This is a genomic window from Klebsiella ornithinolytica NBRC 105727 = ATCC 31898, assembly GCF_001598295.1.
Taxonomy (GTDB): Bacteria; Pseudomonadota; Gammaproteobacteria; order Enterobacterales; family Enterobacteriaceae; genus Klebsiella; species Klebsiella ornithinolytica.
This window is the reverse complement of sequence record NZ_BCYR01000003.1, coordinates 342,784-359,238: the sequence shown is the minus strand read 5'-3', so window position 1 is coordinate 359,238 and position 16,455 is coordinate 342,784. Positions and strand designations below refer to the sequence as shown.

The following is a 16,455-nucleotide window of genomic DNA, read 5'->3' as shown; positions in this document are numbered from 1 at the left end:
GAGGTGGATATGTTTACTATCGCACTCAATTTTGAGGATGGTATTACCCGCTTTATCCAGTGCAATGCGGGAGAAAAAGTGCTGGACGCCGCCTACCGCCAGAAGGTCAACCTGCCGATGGATTGCTCGGACGGCGTCTGCGGGACCTGCAAATGCCATTGCGCCAGCGGCGACTATGGCATGGGGGAAGAGTATCTCGAGGAGGCATTGAGCGAAGAAGAGGCCGATGCTCGTCAGGTGCTGACCTGTCAGATGATCCCGACCAGCGATTGCGTGATTGACGTTCCGGTGGCTGCGGCGCAGTGCAAAACCGCGCTCGCCAGCAGCGGTGCGGCGGTGATGCAGGTGAATCACCTGTCGGAGACCGCCATTGAGCTGGTGCTCCAGCTGGATGAACCGCTGGCTTTTCTGCCCGGACAATACATCAACATTCAGGTACCGGGCACGCCGCAGGTGCGCGCTTACTCTTTCAGCTCGCTTCCGGGCGAGCGCGAAGGTCGGTTCCTGATCCGCAATGTGCCCGGCGGGGTAATGAGCCAGTGGCTGACGAGCCAGGCGGCAGCGGGCGATCGTCTCACCCTCAGCGGCCCGATGGGCAGCTTCTACCTGCGCAACGGGGAACGTCCGCTGCTGATGCTGGCGGGCGGGACCGGGCTGGCGCCGCTGCTGTCGATGCTGCACACCCTGGCCCTGCAGGGCAGTACCCGGCCGATTACGCTGCTCTATGGCGTCACCCGCGATAGCGATCTGGTGAAGACCGAGGCGCTGGATGCGTTTGTCGATCAGCTTTCCGGCTACCGCTGGCTGCCGGTCGTTGCCGATGAACAGAGCGCCTGCCCGCAGCGCGGGTTTGTCACCGGGCATCTTGATGACGCGATGCTTAACGATGGCGATGTCGACATCTATCTGTGCGGCCCGCCGCCGATGGTCAACGCGGTTTCCGGCGCGCTTCGCGAGCGGGGAATTAATCCGGCAGGTTTCTGGTACGAAAAATTTCTCGCCAGCCAGAGTGCGGCGGCATAAGGAGGAGCGATGCGTTTTCAACATCAAGTGGTGGCCATTACCGGCGCCGCCCAGGGCATTGGCCGTCAGACGGCAGAGCAGGCCGCCCGTGAAGGGGCCCGTTTGCTGCTGATCGACCGTTCGCGCTATGTCCACGAGCTGGCGGCGACGCTGGTCGAGGGGGGCAGCGACGTGCTGGCGCTGGAGGCAGACCTCGAACAGTGGGAGAGCACCGAGCAGGCTTTTGCCGCCGGGGTCGCCCATTTTGGCCGACTGGACGTGGTGATTAATAACATCGGGGGGACGATCTGGGCGCGGCCGTTTGCCGAATATCAGCCGGATCAGATTGAAAAAGAGATTCGTCGCTCGCTGTTTCCGACGCTGTGGGGCTGCCGCGCGGCGCTACCGTGGATGCTCAAACAGGGCAAGGGCAGCATCGTTAACGTCTCGTCCGTTGCCACCGCGGGCGTTAACCGGGTGCCTTACTCGGCGGCGAAAGGCGGGGTCAACGCGCTGACCCGTTCGATTGCTATGGAGTACAGCGGCAGCGGGATTCGCATCAACGCCGTGGCGCCGGGCGGAACCGAGGCGCCGGCGCGCTTAACCCCGCGGAATCATGAAACGCCCACGGCGCAGGAGCAGGAGTGGTATCAGCAGGTGGTCGATCAAACCGTGGAGAGCAGCCTGATGCATCGCTACGGCACGCTGACGGAACAGGCGAACGCGATCCTGTTTCTCGCCAGCGATGAGGCAAGCTATATCACCGGCGTTACGCTGCCGGTGGCCGGAGGCGACCTCGGCTAACGTCGGGTGGCATACCAGCAGAGCAGGGAGCCGGCGCATACCATGCCGGCGCCCTGCCAGAATGGCCAGGAGAGGACCGCGCTGAGCAGCACCGCCGCCAGCGCCGAAGAGAGCACCGGGGTAAAGTAAGAGGCGGCCGCCAGCAGGCTGACGTTACCGTGGAGAATACCTACGTTCCAGGCCGCATAGCCAAACCCCAGCGCCACCGCGCACATCACCAGCTTAATGACCACCGGCCAGCTGAAAATCATCGGCGGTTGATCGCTGAACATAAACTTGAGCCACAGGGTCAGGGCGGTTAATAAAACAAACAGGGTGATGCCGTTTTTGCCGCGCGCATATTTTGCGGTGACCGTGCAATAGGTCGCCCAGATAAATGCGCCGACAAAGGCCAGAATATAGCTCAGGGGGCTGGAGACGACGTTCCGGGTAATTTCATCGATATTCAGGCCATGCTCACCGCCTAATACCCAGGTGACGCCAAGCAGCGCGAGAAATAAGCCGGGAACGACCAGCCAGCTGGTTTTCTGACCATTAAAGAGAATGGCAAAGAGAATCGTCAGGCTGGGCCACAGATAATTGACCATCCCGACTTCAATCGCCTGCTGGCGGCTGCCGGCAAAGCCCAGCGACAGCGCCAGACAAATTTCATAGCTGACGAACAGCAGACTGCCGGCCAGCAGATAGGCGCGCGGCATTTGCCGCAGCCGGGGAAACCCGACGGTGGCCAGCAATAATAAGCCGCTCAGCGTATAGATCATTGCCGCGCCGCCGACCGGACCTAACCCTTCACTGACGCCACGAATTAATCCGACCATCGTGCTCCACAGCACAATGGCAGCCAGGCCGGTCAACGTTGCTTTTTTCTTTTCCATGTCAAACCTGACACCGATATTCATCAAGAGTCGATTTATAACACTTTTTCATTCCTTCTGGCCCCTGTTTTCCTTCGCGCTTAATACAAAGGGAGTAATGAAATCCGCTGACCTTGACTATTAAGGGGGCGATGGTTTTCGACATTGATTTGACGCAAAAAAATCAGGGGCATTGCTGTTAGTTTCCCCCGCGATGAACACGCATCCTGCATGGAGAAAATCAATGGACGTCAGCCGCAGAAAGTTTTTTAAAATCTGCGCAGGCGGTATGGCCGGAACAACAGCTGCTGCCCTGGGTTTCGCACCCAAAATGGCGCTGGCTCAGGCGCGTAATTACAAATTATTGCGCGCCAAAGAGATCCGCAACACCTGCACATACTGTTCCGTGGGCTGCGGGCTATTAATGTATAGCCTGGGCGACGGCGCGAAGAACGCGAAAGAAGCCATTTATCATATTGAAGGGGATCCCGATCACCCGGTCAGTCGGGGCGCTTTATGCCCGAAAGGGGCGGGGCTGCTGGATTATGTTCACAGCGATAACCGTCTGCGCTATCCGGAATACCGCGCGCCAGGCTCTGACAAATGGCAGCGCATCTCCTGGGACGATGCCTTTACCCGTATCGCCAGACTGATGAAAGCCGACCGTGATGCCAACTTTATTGAGAAAAACGAGCAGGGCACCGTGGTCAACCGCTGGCTTTCAACCGGGATGCTGTGCGCCTCGGCGGCGAGTAACGAAACCGGGATGCTGACGCAGAAGTTTGTGCGTTCGCTCGGCATGCTGGCAGTGGATAACCAGGCGCGCGTCTGACACGGACCAACGGTAGCAAGTCTTGCTCCAACATTTGGTCGCGGTGCGATGACCAACCACTGGGTTGATATCAAAAACGCTAACGTCGTGGTGGTGATGGGCGGCAACGCCGCTGAGGCTCATCCGGTGGGATTCCGCTGGGCGATGGAGGCGAAAAACAACAACGATGCGACGCTGATCGTCGTCGACCCGCGCTTTACGCGTACGGCTTCGGTCGCCGATATCTATGCGCCGATTCGATCCGGGACCGACATTACCTTCCTGTCGGGAGTGCTGCTGTACCTGATTGAAAACAACAAAATCAATGCGGAGTACGTTAAGCACTACACCAACGCCAACCTGCTGGTGCGCGATGATTTTGCCTTCGAAGATGGCCTGTTCAGCGGCTACGACGCTGAAAAACGGCAGTACGACAAAACGTCGTGGAACTATCAGTTCGACGAAAATGGCTACGCCCTGCGCGATGAGACCCTGCAACATCCGCGCTGCGTATGGAACCTGCTGAAGCAGCATGTCTCCCGCTATACGCCGGAAGTGGTGGAGAATATCTGCGGAACGCCGAAAGCCGACTTCCTGAAAGTGTGCGAAGTGCTGGCTTCCACCAGCGCCGCGGACCGGACCACCACTTTCCTGTACGCATTGGGCTGGACGCAGCATACCGTCGGCGCGCAGAACATCCGCACGATGGCGATGATCCAGCTGCTGCTCGGCAACATGGGGATGGCCGGCGGCGGCGTTAACGCATTGCGCGGCCACTCCAATATTCAGGGCTTAACCGACCTCGGCCTGCTGTCGACCAGCTTGCCTGGCTATCTGACGCTGCCGTCTGAAAAACAGACCGATCTGCACACCTGGCTGACGGCGAACACGCCAAAAGCAACGCGACCGGATCAGGTGAACTACTGGAGCAACTATCCGAAGTTTGCGGTCAGTCTGATGAAAGCGTTTTACGGCGATGCGGCGCAGAAAGAGAACGACTGGGGCTTTAACTGGCTGCCGAAATGGGATCAGGCTTACGACGTCATCAAGTATTTCAACATGATGGATAAAGGTCAGGTCACGGGCTATATCTGCCAGGGCTTCAACCCGGTGGCCTCGTTCCCGGACAAAAACAAGGTGGTTCGCAGCCTGAGCAAGCTGAAGTACATGGTGGTTATCGACCCGCTGGTGACCGAAACCTCGACCTTCTGGCAAAACCACGGCGAGTCGAACGATGTTGACCCGGCGGCGATTCAGACCGAAGTGTTCCGTCTGCCCTCCACCTGCTTTGCTGAAGAGGACGGGTCGATTGCCAACTCCGGGCGCTGGCTGCAGTGGCACTGGAAAGGCCAGGATGCGCCGGGCGAAGCGCGTAACGACGGCGAAATTCTGGCCGGGATTTACCATCGCCTGCGCGAGATGTATCGCCGTGAAGGCGGCAAAGGCGCGGAACCGCTGCTGAAGATGAGCTGGAGCTACAAGCAGCCGGATCATCCGGAGTCGGAAGAGGTGGCGAAAGAGAACAACGGCTACGCGCTGGAGGATCTCTACGACAGCAACGGCGTTCTGCTGGCGAAAAAAGGCCAGCTGTTGAGCAGCTTCGCGCTGTTGCGCGATGACGGCACTACGGCATCGTCCTGCTGGATCTACGCCGGTAGCTGGACGGAGCAGGGTAACCAGATGGCTAACCGCGATAACGCCGATCCGTCAGGGCTGGGCAATACGCTGGGCTGGGCCTGGGCGTGGCCGCTGAACCGACGCGTGCTGTACAACCGGGCGTCGGCGGATATTAACGGCAAGCCGTGGGATCCGAAGCGGATGCTGATCCAGTGGAACGGCAGCAAGTGGACGGGGAACGATATTCCTGACTTCAATACCGCCGCGCCGGGCAGCAATACCGGGCCGTTTATCATGCAGCCGGAAGGGTTGGGGCGTCTGTTTGCGCTCGATAAGCTGGCCGAAGGGCCGTTCCCGGAACATTACGAGCCGATGGAAACGCCGCTGGGGACCAACCCGCTGCATCCGCAGGTGATCTCCAGTCCGGTGGTGCGTCTGTATGAAGAGGACGCCCTGCGCTTAGGGAAAAAAGATAAGTTCCCTTACGTCGGCACGACCTATCGCCTGACCGAGCATTTCCATACCTGGACCAAGCATGCGCGGCTCAACGCCATCGCCCAGCCGGAACAGTTTGTGGAAATCAGCGAAGGTCTGGCGCAGGCGAAAGGCATTGCCAACGGCGATCGGGTGACGGTGAGCAGCCAGCGCGGCTTTATTCGCGCGGTGGCGGTGGTGACTCGCCGTCTGCGGACCCTCAACGTTCACGGCCAGCAGGTGGAGACCGTCGGGATCCCGCTGCACTGGGGCTTTGAAGGGGTGGCGCAGAAAGGCTATATCGCCAATACCCTGACGCCAAACGTCGGCGATTCCAACTCGCAAACGCCGGAGTATAAAGCGTTTCTGGTCAACATCGAGAAAGCGTAAGGAGCGATTCAATGGCGATGGAAACACAAGACATTATTAAGCGCTCCGCTACCAACCCGATAACCCCCGCGCCGCGTGCGCGGGACTACAAGGCGGAAGTGGCTAAGCTAATTGATGTCTCCTCCTGCGTGGGCTGCAAAGCCTGCCAGGTGGCCTGTTCCGAGTGGAACGATATCCGCGACGAGGTGGGGCATTGCGTCGGGGTGTACGATAACCCGGCGGACCTGAGCGCAAAATCCTGGACGGTGATGCGCTTTAGCGAAACCGAGCAGAACGGCAAGCTGGAGTGGCTGATCCGTAAAGATGGCTGCATGCACTGCGAGGAGCCAGGCTGTCTGAAAGCCTGTCCTTCCGCCGGCGCGATTATTCAGTACGCCAACGGCATCGTCGATTTTCAGCAGGAGAACTGCATCGGCTGCGGCTACTGCATTGCCGGCTGTCCGTTTAATGTCCCGCGTCTCAATAAAGAGGATAACCGGGTCTATAAATGTACCCTCTGCGTGGATCGCGTTAGCGTCGGTCAGGAACCGGCGTGCGTGAAAACCTGCCCGACCGGCGCCATCCATTTTGGCAGCAAGAAGGAGATGCTGGAGGTCGCGCAGGAGCGGGTCAACAAGCTGAAAGCGCGCGGCTATTCACAGGCCGGGGTATACAACCCGCAGGGGGTGGGCGGTACCCACGTGATGTACGTCCTGCACCATGCTGACCAGCCTGAGTTGTACCACAATTTGCCGAAAGAGCCGCAGATTGATACCAGTATTAATCTGTGGAAAGGGGCGCTGAAACCGCTGTCAGCGGCCGGTTTTATCGCTACCTTTGCCGGGTTGATTTATCACTACATCGGCATCGGGCCGAACAAGGAAGTGGATGACGACGAGGAGGAGCATGATGAATAAATCGAAAATGATTGTGCGCACAAAGTTTATCGATCGCGCCTGTCACTGGACGGTGGTTATCTGCTTCTTTCTGGTGGCGCTCTCCGGGATCTCGTTCTTTTTCCCGACGCTGCAGTGGCTGACGGAAACCTTCGGTACGCCGCAGATGGGGCGCATTTTGCATCCCTTCTTCGGCGTGGCTATCTTCATTGCGCTGATGTTTATGTTTGTACGCTTTGTCCACCATAACATTCCGGACAAGCAGGACATCCCGTGGCTGAAGGGCATTGTTGAAGTGCTGAAGGGCAATGAGCATAAGGTGGCCCGCGTCGGCAAATATAATGCCGGGCAGAAGATGATGTTCTGGACCATCATGAGCATGATTTTCGTGCTGCTGGTGACCGGGGTGATCATCTGGCGTCCCTGGTTTGCCCCTTTCTTCCCGATCCAGGTCATTCGCTACAGCCTGCTGATTCACGCCACCTCGGCGATTATTTTGATTCACGCCATCCTGATCCATATGTATATGGCATTCTGGGTGAAAGGGTCGATTAAGGGGATGGTCGAAGGGAAAGTCAGCCGTCGCTGGGCGAAGAAACACCACCCGCGCTGGTATCGCGAGGTTGAGCGCCTGGAAGCGAAAAAAGAGAGTTCGGAAGGCATCTCGTCCCGCCGTTCTTGACCGTTTCATGGCGCGACCTGGTCGCGCCATGTGCTTTCAGCTCTCGCTACGCAGGACTTCCAGCCCAACGCGCTGGCCGTAAGAGAGTTCCAGCGTATTGCCATCCGGGTCGCGGAAAAAAACGTAATAGCCCACCGGTTCCCCAAGTTGCTCCGGCTCCTTTCTCAGCACGCCCTCCCGCCGCGCCATCGCGGTTTTCCCGTCGATCTCCGCTTTGGTCGCGCAGGCGACACCTAAATGACCAAACGGCCCCAGCGGGGTATCGGTCGGCTCGTCCGCCTGCACCAGCACCAGGGCGAATAAGCGGGTACGATCGCTTAACCACGCCACGTGGCGTGCGGAGGGAAGATTCGGCGAGCGCCGGTGAATCACCTGCATGGCGGTATAACGGGTATAAAAATCGATGCTCCTGTCGAGATCCCGCACCATAAAGGCGACGTGGGTAAAACCGCTGTCAATCTCATGCATATCATGTCCTTATTGTGGTCTGACGAGGATGCGTTAAGGGTAATACCTGAAGTTAACTTGAGGTAAACGGCGGATTTGTCGATTTGAGCTCCCCAGAAAAGGGGGGCCTTGCCCGCCCCGGCACCGAAGGGCCGAGGCGGACAAGGCGGAGTCCGGGCTCAGAAACGCTCGGCAATAAAACGGAAAGGGTAATCGGCCGTTTTCACTTTGCCAATTTTACGTTTGGGTAATTTGACCGGTTCGGTATGGACGCTCTTATAGGGGATCTGCGACAGCAGATGCGTAATGATATTCAGGCGCACGCGCTTCTTCTCTTCCGAACGGGCGACAAACCACGGCGCCCAGGAGGTGTCGGTGGCGGCAAACATCGCATCCCTGGCCTGCGTGTACTCATCCCAGCGGTTAAATGACTTGATATCCATCGGTGATAATTTCCAGATTTTTCGCCCGTCATCGATGCGGTCGCGCAGCCGACGTTCCTGCTCTTCCGGCGTCACCTCGAGCCAGTATTTGAGCAGGATGATGCCGGACTCCACCATCGACCGCTCTACCAGCGGCGCGCCTGCAAGGAATTTTTCCACTTCGTCGGCGCTGCAAAATCCCATCACCCGTTCAACGCCGGCCCGGTTATACCAGCTGCGGTCGAAAATGACGATTTCTCCGGCGGCCGGCAGATGCGGGATATAGCGTTGAAAATAGAGCTGGGTCTTCTCCTTGTCGGTCGGTGCCGGCAGGGCGATCACCCGGAACACACGCGGGCTGACCCGCTCGGTGATCGCTTTGATGGTGCCACCTTTACCGGCGCCATCGCGGCCTTCAAAGACAATGCAGACCTTCAGTCCCTGACTGACCACCCACTGCTGCAATTTAACCAGCTCAACGTGGAGCTTGCGCAGCGCTTTTTCATACTCTTTGTCGCCAAGCGGCTTCATTTTGGTCGAACCCGCTACACCCTTGGCCTTCTTGTTGTTTCCCATGGCTATCGCTCCGTTCTGAGAGGGGAAATGGGACCCGTGTACCGTAAAGTGTAATCACCCCGGGCCAGAGTGGCGGACATTATGACAATTCCGCGGGTTAACGGCTGAAAGCGGCAAGGCGTCACGCGGCAGAAGGCATGAAACTTGTCCAGATTTGGACAAGTTTTCTCTTTTCATTCCGCCAGCGAGCGCATACCGTTTGCCGACTCTTTGCCATCAGACCGCGAGGTCTGGCTCCTGAGGATTGCCCGTAGGGCTGGCGTGAACGCCTTCGGGAGCGAACTAAAAAGGAATTGACCGATGAAAACAGCGAACGGTATAGCCATTTTTTTGGGATGCGCACTGACCTTTTCCGTCAGCGCGATGGATAAAACGGCCGGTGGCGCCGTGGCGGGGGCCGCCGTGGGGGCGCTAAGCGGAAAAAGCGTGCGCTCTACGGTACAAGGCGCGGTCGTCGGTGGCGGTATCGGCGCCATGACTGAACACGGCGACAAAGGCAAAGCCGCACGTACCGGCGGGGCCATCGGCGCCGCAGTCGGAGCGGGCGCCGCAGCCGTTTCCGGCAACAGCGTGCTGCAGGGCGCGGCGCTGGGCGCCGGGGCCGGCGGCATGATCGGGAAAGCGACCCACTAACGCTCTCCAGCCGTATTGCGCTGCGATACGGCTGACTGCCTCTGCGTCACGCCGACGCGCCGGCCATCCTCTCCAATTCATCTCTCCCGCCCCCAGACTCACATGCAGGGATCGCGCTATTTTATGGACAAACGGGTCAGCGGACGTTTTTGTCTGGTTTGCCGATCCTGAATGGTCAATAATGCCGGCCAAAAATCCAAACTACGTGATTAACTGAATGAAAAAGACGATTTTTTCGCTCGCGCTGGGTACGTTTGGCCTGGGCATGGCGGAATTTGGCATTATGGGTGTGTTGCCGGAAATTGCTCACGATGTCGGGGTCTCCATTCCTGTCGCCGGCAACATGATCGCCTGGTATGCCTTCGGGGTGGTGATTGGCGCGCCGGTGATGGCGCTGTTTTCCAGCCGCTTTTCATTAAAGTCGGTGATGCTGTTTCTCGCGGCGCTCTGTATTGTCGGGAATACCTTGTTTACCTTTTCTTCCAGCTATTTCATGCTGGCGACAGGGCGGCTGGTGTCCGGCTTCCCGCATGGCGCCTTTTTCGGCGTCGGGGCGATTATTCTGTCGAAGGTGGCGCCGCCGGGTAAAGTGACAGCTGCGGTGGCGGGAATGATTGCCGGGATGACGGTGGCTAACCTGGTCGGCGTCCCCGCCGGGACATGGCTTGGGCATCAGTTCAGCTGGCGCTATACCTTTCTGGGCATTGCCGTCTTCAACGTGGCGGTGCTGATGTCGATTCTCTGGTGGGTACCGACCGTCTTTGACCGATCCACATCGCGGCTGCGGGAGCAGTTTCACTTCTTATCGTCGCCTGCGCCGTGGCTTATTTTTGCCGCGACCCTGTTTGGCAACGCCGGGGTGTTTACGTGGTTCAGCTACATCAAACCCTTTATGATCCATGTCTCCGGATTTTCCGAAAGCGCGATGATCGCCATCATGATGCTGGTAGGGCTGGGGATGGTTATCGGTAATCTGCTGAGCGGGAAAATCTCCGCTCGCTACAGCCCGCTGCGCATTGCGGCCGCCACCGACGGCGCCATTGTGGTGGTGATGCTGCTGATCTTTCTCTTTGGCGACCATAAAACGGCATCGCTGCTGCTGGCATTTTTGTGCTGCGCCGGACTCTTTGCGCTGGCGGCGCCGCTGCAAATCTTATTGCTACAGAATGCGCGGGGCGGAGAGATGCTGGGGGCGGCCGGCGGGCAGATAGCCTTCAACCTCGGCAGCGCGATCGGCGCATTTTGCGGCGGGATGATGATTACCTCGGGCTTTGGCTGGAATGCGATTGCGCTCCCGGCGGCGTTACTCTCCTTCCTGGCCATGACATCCCTGTTGATTTACGCCCGCGGCCAGCGAAACCGCATCGCGGCGGGCGCGGTGAATTAATCGGTTTCCCACGGTTCGCCAAGGGTCAACATCAGGCGGTTAGCCCATGCGAAAAAGGCCGCCGATTGCAGTAAATCGAGCTGGGCCAGCGTGTCCAGCCCCTGTTCTTCAAGGCCATGAAGATGCGCTGTGGTCAGGGCTGGCGGCGTGACGGAAAGGGCGGCGGCAAAGTCTATTTCCGCCCGCCAGCGCGGCGACTGGCCGTCGCTCAATGTTTCCCCCGGCGTCACCGCCAGCAGCGTTTCTATCGCACTCTCATCTTTTGCCAGCTGCGCCGCCTTGCGGGCATGGACCGATGCGCAATAAATACAGCCGTTAACTTTACTGGCGACCGTGGCGGCCAGCTCCCGTTCCGCACGCGGCAGACCGCCTGGAGTGTAGAAGATGCCTTTGTCGGTCAGCGTACGCTGCTCCAGCACCGGCTGATTGCGCGCCAGCAGCCGGAAGTAGGGGGAATCCGTATGGCCAAATTTCGCCAGAATCGCCCGTTCGTCGTCGTTGAAGGCTTCCAGCGGTTTGGCCTCAAGCCAGGGCTCCCAGTTGAGCTCATCTCGGGTGAAATGTCCCGGGGCCGGCCTACCGCTGACCGTTTGCCGGGTGGTATGCCAGAAACCGGCCGCCACCGGCGTATCGGCGCTGGCAAAGGGTTTGCCGTTCAATAACCGCAGACCATTGAGCAACCGGCTCTGGAAGCTGACGAAGGCGATCAGCTGGGCGAGGGTGACTATCCCCCGCGGGGTCCAGCCGCCGCGGGTAAGCGCCTGCAGCGCCGAGGGCGTGGCCTCCACCGGGCTGAAGGTTAACAGGCGGGCAAACGCCAGCGCCGGTGTCAGCCGCGCGGAGGTCGGGTCGGCGAGGCCAAAACCGGCATAGTGGGCGGCCAGCGCATCGGCCTGATGCAGTTTCGCCACTTTGGCGGCGACGGCAAAACGCTCATCGGGTGGAAAATCTTCATCCTGCTGGCTGAACAGCACCTCATAGCTGCCCTGCGCATGGCGGGTCGCTGCGTCGCGCACGGCCCGGGCCTCGGCTAACGGGGAACCCGGGGAAATCTCTGCCAGCTCTGCCAAAATATCCTGACTCAGTGTCATGGTGACTCCTACCTTAGTTGCGGGGCGATATGCTGAGCGATCAGCTCAAGGGAACGCAGCGTGTCACGGTGCGCGGGCTCAACGGAGTGGACCTGGAACGAAATATCGGTGACGCGGGCCAGCACGCTGTCCCGCGCCAGAGACGCCTGTACATGTTCGACATCCCCGACGTGGGCATCCAGTTGCGACAGATGGTCGGTGACAGTGTCACCGATTATTTCATGCCCGGCGGCGCGATGCGCCGCCGCCTGCTGGCGTAATCCGGGTGCTGCAACCTGCAGAGCGTACTCCTGGCTGTCGGCAATAAAGGCGGTGCGCGAGGCGAGGATCCTTGGCGCTTTGCCGGCGGGCAGCGCCGCGAGGTAGGCATCGATCAGCGGATTCTGGATGGCATCAAGCGCTAAATATGGCTGCCCGGGCGGGCGCGGCTGCGTGCGGGAGAGCATCAGGCCGTGACCGGCCTGACCGGCGCGAATGGCACCGTCAATTGAAAACGTCGCTATCCAGATCCGTTCAGCCAGCTGCGGCGCCGGCGGGTAGAGATGGTTTTCTGGATGGGCCAGTGAATCACCGCGCCAGGCGCTGTGGATCAGATGCAGATTATCGGCAAAGGCGGCGCCCCGCTGTTCGCTGGTTAAGCCAAACGGCAGAAATGAAGTGGGCGTACCGCCGGAGCCAAAGCCGACTTCAAGACGCCCGTTGGCCAGGAGATCCAGCACCGCCGCGTCTTCGGCGACCCGCAGTGCGTTCTCCATCGGCAGCGTAATAATGGCGGTACCGAGGCGAATATGTTCGGTCTGTGCCGCCACGTGGGCGAGAAAGACCAGCGGCGAAGGCAGGCCGCCTTCATGCTCGTGGAAGTGATGCTGGGCAATCCACGCGCTGTCAAAGCCGAGACGTTCGGCGTGGCGAATCTGTTCGGTTGCCAGCCGGTAGCGCTCTTGCGCAGGGGCAGAGTCCAGCAGGCGGGTGAAAAAACCCAGGCGTTTACGCGTCATGCGATCTCCTTGCTCAGAGTGGACAGGTGGGGAATAGCGGCGATGAGTTCACGGGTATAGTCGTGCTGCGGCTGGCTAAACAGGCGGTTGACCTCGCCGTATTCCACAACCTGACCGGCGCGCAGTACCGTGACGCTCTGCGCGATGCGACGCACCGTCGCCAGGTCGTGGGTGATAAACAGATAGGTCAGCCCCAGCTGTTGCTGGAGCTGCTGAAGCAGGGCCAGAATCTGCGCCTGCACCGTGACATCCAGCGCGGAAGTCGCTTCGTCGAGGACCAGAATCGTCGGCTCCAGCACCAGCGCCCGGGCAATGGCGACCCGCTGGCGCTGGCCGCCGGAAAGCTCGCGGGCGGTCCGCGTCAGCAGCTCCGGCGCCAGTGCGACCCGGGCGGCAACCGCCTCGACCCGGGCACGACGGATGGCCGGGCTCAGCGGTTCGAAATTTTTCAGCGGCTCTTCGATAATCTCAAACAGGGTCTGACGCGGGTCGAGCGAGGCGAACGGGTTCTGGTAGACGAACTGAATTTTACGCCGCAGCTGACGCTGCGCCTCGCGACTTAAATGACCGGCATCGATACCATCGATGGCGATGTGGCCGCGATCGGCCTGTTCAAATCCGAGCAGAATCCGCGCCAGCGTGGTTTTGCCCGAACCTGATTCACCCACTAACGCATGGGTTGTACCGCGTTTCACCTCAAAGCTGACGGCGTCAAGCGCCTGCAGCCCGGCGTCGCCCAGCGAAAAACGTTTACTGATATCCGCGACCCGGATAGCGGCCGTCGCCGGATGGCGGCGCTGCGCTGCCCCTATTGTCGGCTGGATTCCCTGCAGATCGCTCAACAGCTGGCGAGTGTAGGCGTGTTGCGGTGCGCGGATAACATCCGCCGTAATGCCCTGTTCCTGAATTTCTCCGTGGCGAAAAACCAGCAGCCGGTCGGCACGCTGCGCCGCCAGCGCCAGATCGTGGGTGACGAGCAGTACCGCCGTCCCGGACTCCCGGCGCAGGGTATCGAGGAGGTCGAGAATACGTTTTTGTACGGTGACATCGAGGGCGCTGGTTGGCTCGTCGGCAATGATCAAGTCCGGCTTCAGGGCAATGGCGATCGCAATTAACACCCGCTGCTTCATGCCGCCGGAGAGCTGATGCGGATACTGATGAAAACGCTGTTCGGGGTGGCTGAGACCAACTTTGCTCAGCAGGGCCAGCACCTGCTGCTTACGTACGGCGGCGGGCTCTTTCTGGTGCAGACGCAGAATTTCGCCAACCTGCGCGCCGATCGTTTGTACCGGGTTCAGGGAGTTGCCCGGGTCCTGCGGGACCAGACTGATGCGCGTGCCGCGCAGACTATCAAGTCGTTTCCCCGACCAGCCGCTGATATCCTCGCCATTGATCTCCACTCGTCCACTGTCGCGTCGGGCATTGTTCGCCAGCAGGCCGATAATGGCCTGGGCGGTGGTGGTTTTGCCGGAACCCGACTCCCCGACAAATGCCAGCATTTCACCGCGTTGCAGGCTGAAACTGACGTTATGCACCACTTCCTGCCAGCGGTGCTGCGAGCGGTAGCTGATGCGCAGGTTTTCCACGCGTAATACGTTCATGAGCGCTCTCCGCTAAATTGACGGCTGATGCGGTTGGCCGCCAGCACCACCGCGACGACCGCCACGCCGGGAAAGGTGGTCAGCCACCAGGCGGTTGAGAGATAGTTACGACCTTCGGCAATCAGCAGCCCCCATTCCGGCACCGGCGGCGGGGTCCCGTAGCCGAGAAAGCTCAGGGTGGAGAGGGCGAGAATCGCCTGGCCAAACTGCAGCGTGGCGAAGGCCAGTACGGCGGTGAGGGAATTAGGTAAAATATGCCGCCAGAAGACGGCGAAGAAAGTGCCGCCGCTGCCAAAGGCCGCTTCGACGTAGTCGCTGTGCCGCACGCGGACTACTTCCGCTCGCGCCAGGCGGGCAAAACTGGCAATGGCGGCAACGCCCACGGCAACCGCGGCGTTCAGCGTGCCGAAGCCAAGCAGGATAATCACCGTTAATGACAGCAGCAGCGACGGGATGGCCAGCAGGACGTCAACCAGCCGCATCACCAGCGACTCGACGCGTCCGGCAACGGCTCCGGCCAGCGTACCGAGCGCGGTGCCGACCAGCAGCCCGATAGCGACGGCCGCCAGCGCGGCGGAAAGAGAGTGGACCGCGCCATAGACGATCCGCGTCCACAGATCGCGTCCCAGCTGGTCGGTTCCCAGCCAGTGGCCGACCTGCGGCGCCAGACGCTGCGCGCCGGAGGTCCCTTCAAGCGGGTTATAGCCGCTGAACAGCTGCGGGGCGAGCGCCATCAACAGCGCGGCGATCATGATGCTCCAGGCGAGCCATAGCCCCGGCTGGAAACGCAGCGGTCGACGGCCGGGCGCCCGCCGGCGGGCGGCGGTAGCGTAATCAACGAGGCTCATACCACTCCTCCGGTCACTGTTTTCAGGCGGGGATCGAACAGCGGCATCAGCAGATCCACCAGCAGGTTAATCAACACAAACGCGAGGGCGGAGATCATCACCACCGCCTGTAAGACGGCAATATCCTGATTGTTGACCGCCTGCTGGGTCAGTTGACCCAGACCGCCGCGGCCGAAGACGGTTTCGGTAATCAATGCGCCGGCGATCAACTCCCCCAGCAGCAGCCCGGCGATATTCAGCGCCGGTAGCAGGGCGTTGCCGGTAACGTGTCGCCACAGGACGCCGGTTTCACTCATCCCTTTGGCGCGGGCGACGGCGACAAACGGCAGGGCGGCCACCTGGTCCATGCTGCGCATCAGGATCTGCGCCAGCGGGGCGGAAATGGGCACCGCGACGGCAATGATCGGCAGTATCAGGCCCTGTAGCGGGCCGGGGTTGATCACCGGGATCCAACGCAGCTGGAAGGAGAAGAGTTGAATCAGCGCAATGCCCAGCCAGAAGGTCGGCAGCGAGATAAACAGCACCGGCAAAGATTGTAAGGTATTGCTCAGCCAGCGCAGCCCCGGCAGGCGTGAGGCGAAGGCCAGGCTAAAGGCCAGCACGATAGCCAGTATAAACGCCGGGATCGCGAGGCTGAGCGTATCCGGCAGGTTGCTGGCCAGCAGCGTACTGACCGCAATACCCGCCTGTAACGAGTAGCCAAAATCCCCCTGCAGCATCGCCGCTAAGGTGTGGAAATACTGCGTCCAGATTGGGCTGTCGGCGCCGTAGGCGATACGCATATCGGCGATTTGCGCCGGACTGAGACCCAGATCCGGATTCTGGAACTTGATCAGTACCGCGTCTCCCGGCAGCACCTGCAGCAGCACGAAGGAGAGGGTGAAGGCCGCCCACAGCACCAGTAAACTCTGGCCCAGACGTCGCAGAAGGTTATGGCTCATCC

15 protein-coding genes are annotated in these 16,455 nt (G+C 60.1%); 7 read left to right on the top strand and 8 right to left on the bottom strand.

What is annotated here, in order from left to right; translation table 11 throughout:
• Positions 1–9 precede the first annotated feature (9 nt).
• Positions 10–1,023 (top strand): benzoate 1,2-dioxygenase electron transfer component BenC, encoded by a 1,014-nt coding sequence (gene benC, locus ROR01S_RS09200; protein ID WP_064359364.1) that lies wholly within the window; start codon positions 10–12, stop codon positions 1,021–1,023.
• 9 nt (positions 1,024–1,032) lie between these two features.
• Positions 1,033–1,806: a benzoate diol dehydrogenase BenD gene (gene benD / locus ROR01S_RS09195; protein ID WP_064359363.1), complete on the top strand. Its 774-nt coding sequence runs from the start codon at positions 1,033–1,035 to the stop codon at positions 1,804–1,806.
• On the opposite strand, the gene yddG is transcribed toward benD, so the two are convergent.
• Positions 1,803–2,681: an aromatic amino acid DMT transporter YddG gene (yddG, locus tag ROR01S_RS09190; protein ID WP_004861717.1), complete on the bottom strand. Its 879-nt coding sequence runs from the start codon at positions 2,679–2,681 to the stop codon at positions 1,803–1,805. The genes benD and yddG overlap by 4 nt on opposite strands.
• 223 nt (positions 2,682–2,904) lie before the next feature.
• On the opposite strand from yddG, the gene fdnG reads away from it, so the two are divergent.
• From fdnG to fdnI, 3 genes are read left to right on the top strand one after another with little or no spacing between them, the layout of a single operon-like run.
• Positions 2,905–5,952 (top strand): formate dehydrogenase-N subunit alpha, encoded by a 3,048-nt coding sequence (gene fdnG / locus ROR01S_RS09180; RefSeq protein WP_086816658.1) that lies wholly within the window; start codon positions 2,905–2,907, stop codon positions 5,950–5,952.
• A gap of 11 nt (positions 5,953–5,963) precedes the next feature.
• The gene (fdxH, locus tag ROR01S_RS09175) at positions 5,964–6,848 is read left to right on the top strand and encodes a formate dehydrogenase subunit beta (RefSeq protein WP_015584385.1); all 885 of its coding nucleotides are present in this window, start codon (positions 5,964–5,966) and stop codon (positions 6,846–6,848) included.
• Positions 6,841–7,509, top strand: a complete 669-nt coding sequence (gene fdnI / locus ROR01S_RS09170; protein WP_004861726.1) for a formate dehydrogenase-N subunit gamma — start codon at positions 6,841–6,843, stop codon at positions 7,507–7,509. The genes fdxH and fdnI overlap by 8 nt, the downstream gene beginning before the upstream one ends.
• A gap of 36 nt (positions 7,510–7,545) precedes the next feature.
• Here the strand turns inward: fdnI and ROR01S_RS09165 are convergent, their stop codons facing one another.
• Complete coding sequence (locus ROR01S_RS09165) at positions 7,546–7,977, bottom strand: VOC family protein (RefSeq protein ID WP_044348267.1); 432 nt, start codon at positions 7,975–7,977, stop codon at positions 7,546–7,548.
• Positions 7,978–8,135: 158 nt separating this feature from the next.
• Positions 8,136–8,954, bottom strand: a complete 819-nt coding sequence (gene ppk2, locus ROR01S_RS09160) for a polyphosphate kinase 2 (protein WP_004861730.1) — start codon at positions 8,952–8,954, stop codon at positions 8,136–8,138.
• 300 nt (positions 8,955–9,254) lie between these two features.
• On the opposite strand from ppk2, the gene ROR01S_RS09155 reads away from it, so the two are divergent.
• Together ROR01S_RS09155 and araJ are read left to right on the top strand one after the other, a co-directional pair.
• A complete protein-coding gene (locus ROR01S_RS09155) occupies positions 9,255–9,587 on the top strand; it encodes a hypothetical protein (RefSeq protein ID WP_004861735.1) in 333 nt (110 codons plus the stop codon).
• Positions 9,588–9,804: 217 nt separating this feature from the next.
• Positions 9,805–10,974, top strand: coding sequence for an MFS transporter AraJ (gene araJ, locus ROR01S_RS09150; RefSeq protein ID WP_004861738.1), 1,170 nt, complete (start codon positions 9,805–9,807; stop codon positions 10,972–10,974).
• Here araJ and ROR01S_RS09145 read toward each other — a convergent pair.
• The 5 genes from ROR01S_RS09145 to ROR01S_RS09125 are packed head-to-tail and all read right to left on the bottom strand — an operon-like array spanning position 10,971 to position 16,453.
• Positions 10,971–12,065 (bottom strand): alkylhydroperoxidase domain protein, encoded by a 1,095-nt coding sequence (locus ROR01S_RS09145; protein WP_015584383.1) that lies wholly within the window; start codon positions 12,063–12,065, stop codon positions 10,971–10,973. The two genes, araJ and ROR01S_RS09145, sit on opposite strands and share 4 nt — an antisense overlap.
• A gap of 8 nt (positions 12,066–12,073) precedes the next feature.
• Positions 12,074–13,063 carry a putative FMN-dependent luciferase-like monooxygenase gene (locus ROR01S_RS09140; protein ID WP_015584382.1) on the bottom strand — a complete coding sequence of 330 codons (990 nt, stop codon included), beginning with the start codon at positions 13,061–13,063 and terminating at the stop codon, positions 12,074–12,076.
• Positions 13,060–14,664 carry a dipeptide ABC transporter ATP-binding protein gene (locus tag ROR01S_RS09135; protein ID WP_004861748.1) on the bottom strand — a complete coding sequence of 535 codons (1,605 nt, stop codon included), beginning with the start codon at positions 14,662–14,664 and terminating at the stop codon, positions 13,060–13,062. The genes ROR01S_RS09140 and ROR01S_RS09135 overlap by 4 nt, the downstream gene beginning before the upstream one ends.
• Entirely contained in the window at positions 14,661–15,512 is an 852-nt protein-coding gene (locus ROR01S_RS09130) for an ABC transporter permease (protein WP_004861751.1), read from the bottom strand. Before ROR01S_RS09130 ends, ROR01S_RS09135 begins: the two co-directional genes overlap by 4 nt.
• A complete protein-coding gene (locus ROR01S_RS09125; RefSeq protein ID WP_004861753.1) occupies positions 15,509–16,453 on the bottom strand; it encodes an ABC transporter permease in 945 nt (314 codons plus the stop codon). The genes ROR01S_RS09130 and ROR01S_RS09125 overlap by 4 nt, the downstream gene beginning before the upstream one ends.
• Positions 16,454–16,455 lie beyond the last annotated feature (2 nt).

What these genes read in the sequence shown, in the direction of transcription:
- ROR01S_RS09145 (WP_015584383.1), bottom strand. Translation starts at nt 12,065, where the DNA reads ATGACACTGAGTCAGGATATTTTGGCAGAGCTGGCAGAGATTTCCCCG.
- ppk2 (WP_004861730.1), bottom strand. Translation starts at nt 8,954, where the DNA reads ATGGGAAACAACAAGAAGGCCAAGGGTGTAGCGGGTTCGACCAAAATG.
- ROR01S_RS09140 (WP_015584382.1), bottom strand. Translation starts at nt 13,063, where the DNA reads ATGACGCGTAAACGCCTGGGTTTTTTCACCCGCCTGCTGGACTCTGCC.
- fdxH (WP_015584385.1), top strand. Translation starts at nt 5,964, where the DNA reads ATGGCGATGGAAACACAAGACATTATTAAGCGCTCCGCTACCAACCCG.
- benD (WP_064359363.1), top strand. Translation starts at nt 1,033, where the DNA reads ATGCGTTTTCAACATCAAGTGGTGGCCATTACCGGCGCCGCCCAGGGC.
- fdnI (WP_004861726.1), top strand. Translation starts at nt 6,841, where the DNA reads ATGAATAAATCGAAAATGATTGTGCGCACAAAGTTTATCGATCGCGCC.
- ROR01S_RS09125 (WP_004861753.1), bottom strand. Translation starts at nt 16,453, where the DNA reads ATGAGCCATAACCTTCTGCGACGTCTGGGCCAGAGTTTACTGGTGCTG.
- ROR01S_RS09130 (WP_004861751.1), bottom strand. Translation starts at nt 15,512, where the DNA reads ATGAGCCTCGTTGATTACGCTACCGCCGCCCGCCGGCGGGCGCCCGGC.
- ROR01S_RS09165 (WP_044348267.1), bottom strand. Translation starts at nt 7,977, where the DNA reads ATGCATGAGATTGACAGCGGTTTTACCCACGTCGCCTTTATGGTGCGG.
- yddG (WP_004861717.1), bottom strand. Translation starts at nt 2,681, where the DNA reads ATGGAAAAGAAAAAAGCAACGTTGACCGGCCTGGCTGCCATTGTGCTG.
- ROR01S_RS09155 (WP_004861735.1), top strand. Translation starts at nt 9,255, where the DNA reads ATGAAAACAGCGAACGGTATAGCCATTTTTTTGGGATGCGCACTGACC.
- ROR01S_RS09135 (WP_004861748.1), bottom strand. Translation starts at nt 14,664, where the DNA reads ATGAACGTATTACGCGTGGAAAACCTGCGCATCAGCTACCGCTCGCAG.
- benC (WP_064359364.1), top strand. Translation starts at nt 10, where the DNA reads ATGTTTACTATCGCACTCAATTTTGAGGATGGTATTACCCGCTTTATC.
- araJ (WP_004861738.1), top strand. Translation starts at nt 9,805, where the DNA reads ATGAAAAAGACGATTTTTTCGCTCGCGCTGGGTACGTTTGGCCTGGGC.